This window comes from Nocardia sp. NPDC052001, assembly GCF_040680615.1.
In the GTDB taxonomy this organism is placed as follows: Bacteria; Actinomycetota; Actinomycetes; order Mycobacteriales; family Mycobacteriaceae; genus Nocardia.
Map to the genome: position 1 here is coordinate 552,345 of NZ_JBFAXC010000003.1, position 11,442 is coordinate 563,786.

Sequence of the window (11,442 nt, forward strand, 5' to 3'; positions counted from 1 at the left end):
GCGGGCCGGACAGGTCCGCGCCATTCATGCTTGGAGCACACCACCGTCCCCGACGGGAACGGTGAAATCTCAATACCGCCGCGCACGGTACGCAGACAGGTAACTTGAGGAATTGATGGCTGAGAACGAGGGCACGTCCCCCACCCAGACGACCGACAATGCTCCGACGGTGTCCGAAGGCGCCGCGAAACCGGCTCCCACCGGTGCGAACATGTCCGTGGGCGAGCTGCAGGAGTGGCTGCGCCGCTGGGTCGCCGACGCGACCGGGCAGCCGATCGAGAAGATCACCACGGACCGGCCGCTGGAGGAATTCGGCCTGGCCTCACGCGATGGGCTCGCGCTCGGCGGTGACATCGAGGATCTGACGGGGGTCATCCTCAATCCGACCATCGTGTTCCAGCACCCGACGATCGCTTCGCTGTCGGAGCGAATCATCAACGGGGAACCCGATCTTCCGGCCGAATCGGCTGACGACTCGTTCTATACCGCGGGCTACACCCCGGGCGAGGCGCACGATATCGCGATCGTCGGGTTGTCCACGCGTCTGCCGGGTGCGGGCGAGACGCCCGAATCCACCTGGGAATTCCTGATCAATCGCGGTGACGGCATCCGCGATCTACCCGAGGGCCGCTGGTCCGAGTTCACCAGCGATCCGCGCGCCGCCGAGGCCGTCGCGAACGCGATGACCAAGGGCGGCTACCTCGATCAAGAGGTCATCAAGGGCTTCGACGCCGAATTCTTCGCCACCTCGCCGGTCGAGGTCGAGCGCATGGACCCGCAGCAGCGGTTGACCATGGAGCTCACCTGGGAAGCGTTGGAGCACGCCAGGATTCCGGCGAACACCCTCAAGGGCAAGCCGGTCGGCGTGTACATCGGCTCGTCCGGCAATGAGTTCATGCTGATCGCGGCGCTGGGCGTCGGCAGCATCACCGGTGACGAGAAGACCCCGCTGTCGGCGGAGGCATACGGCATCATGGGCAGCGTTTCGTCCATCATCGCGAATCGCACCTCGTACTTCTTCGACTTCCGCGGCCCGTCGGTCGCCATCGACACCGCGTGCTCGTCCTCGCTGGTGGCGGTGCATGACGCGGTGCGTTCGCTGCGCAACGGTGAGACCGAACTGGCCGTCGCGGGCGGTGTGAACGCACTCGTCGCGCCCATGGCCTCGCTCGGCTTCGACGCCAATGGCGGTGTGGCCAAAGACGGTCATATCAAGGCGTTCTCCGCCGATGCCGACGGTATGGTCCGCGGCGAGGGCGGCGCGCTGGTGGTGCTCAAGCGCCTGGCCGACGCCGAACGCGACGGCGACAAGATCTACGCGGTGATCAAGGGTTCCGCGGTCAACAATGACGGCCGCTCCAACGGCATGCTGGCGCCGAATCCGGATGCCCAGGCCGAGGTGCTGCGCAGCGCCTACCGGGATGCCGGAATCACCCCGTCCAGCGTCGATTACATCGAGGCGCACGGCACCGGCACGCTGCTCGGCGATCCGATCGAGGCGGATGCGCTGGGCCGGGTGGTCGGCCGCGGCCGCGAAGCCGATAAGCCCGCGCTGCTCGGTTCGGTCAAGACGAACTTCGGTCACCTGGAATCGGGCGCGAGCGCGGCCGGTCTGGCCAAGATCATTATGGCGTTGCAGCACAATGTGATTCCGCCGAGCATCAATTACAGCGGGCCGAATCCCTACATTCCCTGGGACACCGCGCATCTCAAGGTCGTCGATCAGCCGACCGAATTCCCGCGCTACAGCGGTGTCGCCACCGTCGGTCTGTCCGGTTTCGGTTTCGGCGGCACCAACGCGCACGTGGTCATTCAGGAGTACGTGCCCACTGCGGCCGCCCCCGCCGCCGATACCGTCGACGGCGATCTCGATGACGAGACCACCGATGTGCTGGCCGAGGCCGAGCGCATCGTCTCCGACGGCACCGAAACCGCTGCGCCGGAACAGGAGTGGACCCGCGAGGAGCCGCTGCCGGTGATCCTGCCGGTGTCGGCGTACCTGCCCTCGCGCCGCAAGCGCGCCGCCGCGGATCTGGCCGATTGGCTGGAATCCGAAGTGGGACAGGCGACTCCGCTCGAGGATGTGGCCCGTTCGCTGGCCAAGCGCAATCACGGCCGTTCGCGCGGCGTGGTCATCGCCACGACCCGCGAGGAGGCGATCGCCGGTCTGCGCGCCATCGCGGAGGGCAAGCCGGGCACCGGCGTCTTCACCGCCGACGCCCCGGCCGCCAAGGGCCCGCTGTGGGTGATGGCCGGTTTCGGCGCACAGCACCGCAAGATGGGCAAGCAGCTCTACACCGAGAACTCGATCTTCCGTAAGACCGTCGACCAGGTCGACGAATACGTGCAGGACGAGGCCGGTTACTCGGTCGTCGAGATGATCCTCGACGATGAGCAGGACTGGGATATCGGCACCGGTCAGGTCGGCACCTTCACCATTCAGCTCGGCCTGGCGGCCGTGCTGCGCGCGCACGGCGCACAGCCGGAAGGCGTTGTCGGGCATTCGCAGGGTGAGGTCGCGGGCTCGTACATCTCCGGCGGCCTGAACCTGGAGGACGCGGTCCGCGTCATCTGCGCCCGGTCGCGGCTGATGGCCGAGGGCGAGGCCATGCTCACCGATGATCAGGTGCGCAATATGGCGCTGGTCGAATATTCGGCCGAGGCCATCGAGGAAGTCCTGGTCGACTACCCGGATCTGGAGGTCGCGGTGTACGCCGCGCCCACCAACACCGTGATCGGCGGCCCGCCGGATCAGGTGCACGCGATCGTGGCGCGCGCCGAGGCCGAGGGCAAGTTCGCGCGCGTACTGCAGACCCGCGGCGCGGGCCACACCTCGCAGATGGACATGCTGCTCGGTGAATTGGCCGCTGAGCTGGCCGGTTTGGAGCCCACCGCGCTGAAGCACGACCTGTACTCGACCGTGCACAAGGACGGCGTCTACCGCGCCGGTCACGCCCCCGTGCACGATGTGGACTACTGGGTCACCAATATGCGCGGCTCGGTGTACTTCACCAATGCCATCCGGCAGGCCGTGGACACCGGCATCACCACCTACCTGGAGCTCGCGCCGAATTCGGTGGCGCTCATGCAGGTGCTGGGCACCACCTTCGCGGCGGGCGTGCACAATGCCGCGCTGATTCCGACGCTCAAGCGCAAGGAAGACGAATCCGCCGCCGTCGTATCGGCTTTGGCGCAGCTGTACGTGCAGGGCCACCCGGTGGATCTGCCGTCGCTGCTGTCCGCCGGCGATTACGCCGATGTGCCGCGCACCGCGTTCCTGCGCAAGCAGTACTGGCCCAAGGTCAACCTGTCCGGTGACTCCGGCAGCAGCCGGATTCCGGGTGCGCACGTCGCGCTGCCGGACGGCCGCCACGTGTGGGAGGTGCAGGCCACCGCCGCCGAGGATCTCACCGCGCTGGTGCAGGCCGCTGCGGCACAGGTGCTTTCGGATGTCGCGGTGGGCGCGTCCGTGGCGCACGGCACGATTCCGACTGCCGGAACCCTGACCACCACGCTCACCCCGCATCCCGGCGGTGCGTCGGTGTCGGTGCACGCCAAGGAGGGCAACGCCTTCCGCGCACTGTTCGACGCCGTGGTCACCTTGGGTGCACCGCTGCCGGAATCGGTTGTGACACAGCCGGTTACGGCCGCGGCGAGCGCCGAGACCGCGCTGGCCGCCGCCGTCGAGGTGGTCGAGGAGGCCGGTGAGCGCTGGAACCCGAACGGTTCGCAGACCATCGAGCAGCGCCTGGCGATCATCGTCGCCGAATCCATGGGTTACGCCGTGGAGGATCTGCCGATGGAGATCCCGCTCATGGAGCTGGGTCTGGACTCGCTGATGGCCATGCGCATCAAGAACCGCGTCGAATACGAATTCGACATCCCGCAGTTGCAGTTGCAGGCGGTCCGCGATGCCAGCCTGCTCGAGGTCGGCAAGGTGCTGCGCTACGCCATCGAACATCGCGATCAGCTGGACGCCATCGCCAAGCGGCAGGCCGCGGGCGAGGACATCGCGGTCGACGCCGATTTCGTCAGTGCGGCACGGGCCGCCATGGCCGCGGGCACCGATCCGCTGGCCGCGCTGCCCGACGCCACCGCCAACGCGGTGCCGTCTCTCGCCGATCGCCTGGACCGTGAGACCACCGACGTGGTCGCGGCGGCCACCGAGATCGTCGTGGAAGCCGAAGCCGCCGAGGGTATTTCGCTGACCCCGGCCGATATCGAGGCCGCGCCGCCGGTCGCCGAGACCGATAAGGACAATGTCCCGCCGCGTAATGCGCCGGAGCGCTTGGCCTTCGGCACCTGGGCACTGGCCACCGGCAAGTCCGCGGGCGGCATTTTCAATCCGCTGCCCGAGCTCGACGAGGCCACCCTGACCAAGCTGGTCGACCGGCTCTCGGAGCGGGTGAAGGCTCAGGTCAGCGTCGAGGATGTGCGCGCCTGCACGACCATCGAGAAGCTGGCCGATCTGGTCGCCACCTATCAGGAGCACGGCGATGACGTCGAGGGCTTCGTGCGCACGCTGCGCGCGAAGGAAGCCGGATCGAACGCGGTGCCGGTCTTCGTCTTCCACGCTTCGGGCGGAAACACGCTCGTCTACGAGCCGCTGCTGAAGCGCCTTCCGGCGGGCACCCCGATGTACGGTTTCGAACGCGTCGAGGGTTCCATCGAAGAGCGTGCGCGCCAGTACATTCCGGAGATTCGCAAGCGGCAGCCGGAGGGTCCGTACTTCCTGTACGGCTGGTCGCTGGGTGGCGTGTTCGCGCTCAAGGTTGCCGAGCTGATGCGCGCCGAGGGCGCGGATGTCCGCGAGGTCGGCCTGATCGATGTGGCGCTGCCTTCCCAGCCGCATGTCGACACACCGGAAGAGCGGTTGAACCGGGTGCGTCGTTTCCAGAACTTCGCCAAGAAGACCTATGGTTTCGAGGGCGAGCTGGATGACGAGCAGCTCGAGGAGCTGGCCGCCGCGACCGATGCCGAACAGATCGATATCGTGTTGCAGCTGGTCAAGTTCGCGGGCGTGGACATTCCGGGCGGCGTGCTCGAACATCAGCGCAGCTCGTACATCGACGGTGGTGAGTTGCAACGCATCTCGCCGCAGCGGTATGAAGGTCATGTCGTGCTGTACCTGGCCGACCGCTACCACGACGGAATCATCGAGCTGGAACCGCGTTTCGCCGAGCGACTGCCGAACGGTGGCTGGGGTGAGCACATTCCGGATCTGGAGATCATCCACATCCCGGGTGATCACATCGATATCGTCGATGAACCGCGTATCGGGGTCATCGGTGCCGATCTGACCAAGAAACTTGGGGCAATCGACACGACCCCGAAATAGCCCCACCGTGAAAAAGGTTCTGCGAAAGTAGGTTTCTACCGAAGGGAGCCCCGTGGCCACGACCGCTGAGAAACTCGCCGACCTGCGACACAAGTTGGCCGTTGCGAGAGAACCGGCGGGCGAGGCGGGGCGGGCGAAGCGGGCCAGGAAGGGTATCCCTTCCGCCCGCGATCGGATCAACATGCTGTTGGATCCGGGCACCTTCGTGGAAATCGGTGCGCTGGTGCGGAATCCGGGCGATAAGAACGCCCTGTTCAGCGATGGTGTGGTCACCGGGCACGGTTTGGTGGAGGGCCGCCCGGTGGCGGTCTTCTCCCATGATCAGACCGTGTACGGCGGTTCGGTGGGAGAGATGTTCGGCCGCAAGGTCGCCGGGATCATGGAGTTCGCGGCCAAGGTCGGTTGTCCGGTGGTGGGCATCAATGATTCCGGTGGCGCGCGCGTGCAGGAGGCGGTCACCTCGCTGGCCTGGTATGCCGAGCTGGGTCGCCGCCAGGAGCCGCTTTCCGGTCTGGTGCCGCAGATTTCGATGATCCTGGGCAGTTGTGCGGGCGGTGCGGTGTACGCGCCGATCAATACCGATGTGGTGGTGGCGACCGAGGCGGCGTACATGTTCGTCACCGGTCCCAAGGTGATTCGCGAGGTCACCGGCGAGGATGTGAGCCTCGAGGAGCTCGGCGGCGCGCGCAATCAGGCCGAGTACGGCAATATCCACCATGTCGCGAAAGATGAAGCGGCAGCGTTCCAATGGGTGCGGGACTATCTCGGCTTCCTGCCGTCCAGCTGTCAGGAACTCGCCCCGATCGTGAATCCGGGTATGGAACCGGAGCTCACCGAATCGGATCTGGAACTGCGCGGCATCGTCCCCGATGCCGATAACGCGGGCTACGACATGCACGACATTCTGCTGCGCATTTTCGACGACGGCGATTTCCACGAATTCGGAGAATCCGCGGGGCGCAACGTGATCTGCGGTTTCGCGCGCGTGGACGGTCGCTCGGTGGGCGTGGTCGCCAATCAGCCGCTGGTCTACGCCGGAGCCCTGGATGCCCGCGCCTCCGATAAGGCCGCGCATTTCGTCCGGCTCTGCGACGCGTTCGAACTTCCGCTGGTGTTCGTGGTCGACACCCCGGGCTTCCTACCCGGTGTGGAGCAGGAGAAGATCGGCGTCATCAAGCGCGGCGGCCGTTTCATCTTCTCCTTCGTGGAGGCCACGGTTCCCAAGGTGACGGTGGTGATCCGCAAGTCCTACGGCGGCGGTTACGCGGTCATGGGTTCCAAACAGCTGGGCGCGGATGTGAATCTGGCCTGGCCCACCGCGCGGATCGCGGTCATGGGCGCGGAGTCGGCCGTAACCCTCATCGGCGCAAAGTCTTTGGACGCTGCCCCGGAAGAGCAGCGCGCCGCGATGCGGCAGCAGATGATCGACTTCTACAACGCCACCATCGCGACCCCCTGGGTGGCGGCCGAGCGCGGCTATATCGACGGCGTGATCGACCCGGCTTCGACTCGGCTGGAAATCCGCCGTGCCCTCCAGGTCCTGCGGGATAAGCAGCTGCCGCGCAACCCCCGTAAACACCACCTGCTGCCCCTGTAGGCGCGGCTCGCCGATTGTGCTGAATCGGTCGGTCGGGTGGGGTGGATGTGAGAGCCTTCAGCTATGAGTAGCTCACCGAAGGCATTGCTCGAAGGCGGACCTGACGGGCTGGAACAGCGGATCGTGCCCATTACGCCGCCGGGTATCGAGTTGAGGGTTGCGCACGGGGGCGGGTACGAGCGGTTCAAGGTGACGCCGCGGTGGGAGGACACCCCGGAGGGCAGCCTCCCCGTCTACGAGTGGGTCGCGCACACCGAGCACTGAGTTGACTCGGACCGGCACCGAATGAACTCGGACGGGCACTGAGAGAGCATAAGCACTGCGATCAGGCGGGAGCGGCGCGGCGGATGGGCTGTCGCGTCGGGACCGGATCGTTGGTCAGGAAGTCGGCGATCAAGGGGTAGACCTCGTTCGGCTTCTCCATGACCAGCAGGTGCGAGGTGCCGGGAATGATCGCGAGTTCGGAATCGGGAATCGCCCGGTAGAGGGCGATGGTGTGTTCCAGGGAGACGGAGTCGTCGTCACCGGACATGACCAGCGTGCGGGTGGAGACGGCCTTCAGATCCTCGGGGGTGAGATCGGGCTGCGTCTCCCACATTTCGGCCAGTTTGCGGGCCACGATCGGGAAGTGCTCTTCGCCGTCGGGTGAGACCGCACCGTAGTTCGAGCCCAGGTAGCGCATGGTCTCTTCGTCTTCGAAGCCGTCCAGCACGCCCGGCAGAATGCCGTCGTAGTGGAAGTTTCCGCTGATCAGCACGAGCTTGCGGACCAGGTCGGGGCGGCGCAGGGCCACCAGCAGGGCCACGTTCGCGCCGTCGCTGTGCCCGATGAGATGCGCGGGTTCGCGGACGACCTGTTCCAGGAACGCGATGGTGTCCTCGGCCATGACGTCATAGGAGATCGGGCCGGGCACATCGGGGGTGTGCCCGTGGCCGCGGCGATCGTTCGTGTACACCCGGAAGCGGCCGACGAGCGAGGGCATGGCGGGCGCGAACATGCGCGAATCGACGAAGGCGCCGTGCAGCAGGACCACGGCTTCACCGTCGCCGTGCACGTCGTACCAGGCCGCCACATCGCCGAGTTGCATGTTCACCATGGGCTCTATCCTCCCGGGTGGGTCGCGCCGGTCTCACAACGGGTGCCCACTGGTGGTGAGGCGGCCCGGAAACGGTCTCTGAAACGGTCTCGAAAACGGAACCGGCCGCCCGCGTTTCGCGGACGGCCGGTTGTCGTTCGAGGGGAGGTCAGGCCCGGAGTTTGCCCGGTGACCAGAGTCCGGAGCGGGTTTGCGTCCCGGTCTGGATCTCGGCCGGATTCGCCTGGTAGTACGGCGTGTACTTCTCCAGCGAACCCCAGTCGCGCGCCCAGTTGTCCTTCAGATAGGTGGGCACGGTCTCGGAGGAGCCGAGCATTTCCGCCCAGCCGAGCGGTCCGCCGAATTCCTCCGCCTGCCAGGTGTTGGTGGAGCTGATGGCGAGCGGGCGGTCCGGCAGGATGCGGAAGTTGGGCACCTCGGCCACGCCGTAGCGATGGTCGAACGGCCGCTGGCACGGGAATTGCAGGCCGACGGCCCAGTCCTCCAGGATCGGCTGTTCGGTGCCCAGGTAGCTGTTGAGCGTCTGCAACTTCGGCATGCGCGGCGGGGTGAACGCCAGCCACTGATCACCGATGAGGATCGGGTCGTTGGCGTTGATGCGAATCACGTCGGTGCCGTCCGGCAGTGCGTCCACCGGCACCCGCAGATTGCGCCAGGACGGTGCCGGGCCGATGTCCTGCGGCCGGTAGTTGCCGGGCAGCTGGCTGACCGACCCGTCCGCGTTCTGATGGCCGAACTCGACCAGCAGCTGCTGCCCGTAGGTCATATTGCCGGTGTCGTCGAAGGACATGATGCGCCCGGCCGCCGAGATCACGATGAGCGGTGAATCGGCCGAGCGGGCGGGCAGCTGGTACCAGCTGGAGATCAGGCTGGCGGGCTGCTGCACGCCGTCCTGCCAGCTGCCCATGATCGGGGTGGTGGCCGGGTCCAGGCCGAACGGCAGCGCCACGGTGGAACCGTTCACGCCCTCCGCGCCCTTACCGCCGCCGGTGCCCGCGTTCTGGCCCTTCTCGAAGGCCGGGCCGACGGTCTGATTCGAGGTGTTGCCGGTGCCCGGCTTCACCTCGACGCTGTCGGCGTCGAGCTTCTCGGGAACTCCGTTGGGGGAGAAGCCCTTCGGATCGACACCGGCGAGCGGATCACCGTTCAGCGGCGGATGCGCCGGATCGATGACCGGGGTCAGGTTGCCGCCGTTGACATTCGGTTCGACCAGCACGTCATTGGCGAGCCCGCAGCCCTTGCCGGACAGCGCGTCGAAGTTGGAGCGGGCCAGCGAGTACGCCGGGTACTGCGTGGCCGCGCCCTTGACCAGCGACAGCACCTCGAACGCCACCATGAGCGCCGCGACGACCGTCAGCGGGATGGCGGCGAATTTGCGAACTCGCCTGCCGCGCGCGGTCTTTCCGTTCGCCATCGGTTTGGCGTAGCCCTCGCGCAGTGACTGCCAGGCCACCACCGCGAGCGCGAGGCCGAAGAACACCAGCATCAGCGTGTTGGACTGGAAGCCGTGCAGTGAGACGCGCTTGTCGAACCACGGCACGCCGTAGCTGGAGACGTACCAGTAGCCGTTGATGCCCGAGAACGCCAGCGCGAGCGTGAACATGAGCCCGGCCAGGAAGACCGAGCGGTTCTTGCGGGAGCGCAATGCGGTGGCGGACACCGCGACCGCGGTCACCGCCGCCAGCGCGCCCGCGATGCCCGCGTACGAACCGAAGTGGTGGGTCCACTTGGTCGGGTTGAACATCATGAAGAAGATGGTTCCGAACACCACGCCGAGCAGTCGCCAGGTCGGCCCGGAGGCGATGCCCGGCACCTGCCGCCGGCGCAGTAGCACCAGCAGCGTGGTGACCAGGCACAGGATCATCACCAGGAACGCGAAGCGGCGTGCCAGTGATCCGTCGACGGTTTCGACGAACAGGTAGTAGTAGCGCAGATAGTCCTCGTACCAGGCCAGATTCGGTCCGGTGGCCTGCCGCACCCGGTTGGCTTCCATGATTCCGGCGAAGGTCTGATCGCCGAAGACGACCACCAGCACCAGGAATCCGGCGGCGGCGATGGGGGCGAGCAGTGCGAGATCACCGAACCGTTTACGCCTGCGCACCACGATCCGCACCAGCGGCCGGATACCGGCGAGCAGTGCGGCCACACACATCAAACCCGTTGGGGCCGCGGCCAGGGTGAAGGCCGCGACCAGGACCGCGACCGCGGCGGGCAGCAATCGTGAAGTGGCGATGGCTCGTTCGATGGAGACCCAGGTCAGCAGCGCGCCCAGCGCGACGATGGGCTCGGAGCGCAGGCCGTTGTCGTAGGGCAGCCAGAACGCCAGGAACACCAGGCCGCCGGTCCACAGCGCCACCTTGGAGGTGGCGACGCCGCGCCCGAGCCGGGGCACCACCTCGCGGCTGATGACCAGCCAGCAGAGAATGCCGCACAGCAGCGCGGGAATTCGCACCCACGGGCTCGCGGTGGAGATCTCCGCGAAGGCCTGGATGACGTAGTAGTACCAGCCGAACGGCGCTTCCGGAACGCCGAACCAGCGGAAGTAGTTGGCCATGTATCCCGCGTGCGGTGCGACGCGCACCATGGTCAGGATGTAGCCGTCGTCGGAGGTGTTGGCGCCCACGAAATGCCAGAGCACCAGCGTGCCGATGATGCCGCCGTCCGCCCAGGTCGGCTGCAGCCAGTGCCGGGGGAAGATGCGCCGGTGCCCGCGCCCGTCGCTGGTGTCGAGCACCGCCAGCGCGCCCATGGCCAGCAGGGTCAACAGCACGGCCGCGATGATGGCGACCAGCTTGAGGATGGTCGGTGCCGAGGAGAACCGCGAGTCCACGTTCATGTGGAACGAGAGGCCCTGCGGCACATCACCTTTCAGATCGGTGAAGACGCCGACCACCTGCGGCCGCAGATCCCCGAGCAGCGAGTTCTCCACCGGCACGGTGACGAGTTCGCGGCCGCCGTCGGCGGTCGGCTTCTCGATGGTCCGGTTGAGGCCCTCGAATTTCGCGTAGGTGCGCTTGGCGTCGGATTCGATGACGATGGCGGAGCATTCGGTCATCTCCGAGCGCTGCGCCGACACCACGACCGCATTGCGATCGAGCACGTCGACGGTGTCGCCGGAGACTCGGACGAACAGTCCCTCCAGGTCCGCGCCCTTGCCCTGCGGCGGCGCGGTTGCCAGCAGAATGCCGCCGCGCGGATCCAATTGCCCGATCGCCGAACAGGGAATGGTGGCGCTCAAATCGATCGGCACCTGCGACATGAGCGGTGCGTCGACATTGCCGAGGGTGCCGTTCTGCGGCCAGTTCACCACCGCGGTGGTCTGGGTGACCGGAAGGAACGGCGTCGCCAGCGCGAACAGCGCACCGAGCACACCGGCGACGATCGCGATCATCTTCGCGATGCGGAAGTCGC

At 66.7% G+C, this 11,442-nt stretch carries 5 protein-coding genes; 3 read left to right on the forward strand and 2 right to left on the reverse strand.

Going from position 1 to position 11,442, the window contains the following annotated elements; translation table 11 throughout:
- The first annotated feature begins 115 nt into the window (after positions 1 to 115).
- The 3 genes from pks13 (at position 116) to AB0L82_RS17955 (ending at position 7,199) form a co-directional block, all read left to right on the forward strand.
- Entirely contained in the window at positions 116 to 5,338 is a 5,223-nt protein-coding gene (gene pks13, locus AB0L82_RS17945; RefSeq protein ID WP_364637131.1) for a polyketide synthase Pks13, read from the forward strand.
- 52 nt (positions 5,339 to 5,390) lie between these two features.
- Positions 5,391 to 6,935 carry an acyl-CoA carboxylase subunit beta gene (locus AB0L82_RS17950; protein ID WP_364637133.1) on the forward strand — a complete coding sequence of 515 codons (1,545 nt, stop codon included), beginning with the start codon at positions 5,391 to 5,393 and terminating at the stop codon, positions 6,933 to 6,935.
- Between the two features lie 63 nt (positions 6,936 to 6,998).
- Positions 6,999 to 7,199: a DUF5988 family protein gene (locus AB0L82_RS17955; RefSeq protein ID WP_330184029.1), complete on the forward strand. Its 201-nt coding sequence runs from the start codon at positions 6,999 to 7,001 to the stop codon at positions 7,197 to 7,199.
- Positions 7,200 to 7,260: 61 nt separating this feature from the next.
- On the opposite strand, the gene AB0L82_RS17960 is transcribed toward AB0L82_RS17955, so the two are convergent.
- A complete protein-coding gene (locus AB0L82_RS17960) occupies positions 7,261 to 8,031 on the reverse strand; it encodes an alpha/beta hydrolase (protein WP_364637136.1) in 771 nt (256 codons plus the stop codon).
- Between the two features lie 148 nt (positions 8,032 to 8,179).
- Positions 8,180 to 11,422 (reverse strand): arabinosyltransferase domain-containing protein, encoded by a 3,243-nt coding sequence (locus tag AB0L82_RS17965; RefSeq protein ID WP_364637964.1) that lies wholly within the window; start codon positions 11,420 to 11,422, stop codon positions 8,180 to 8,182.
- Positions 11,423 to 11,442 lie beyond the last annotated feature (20 nt).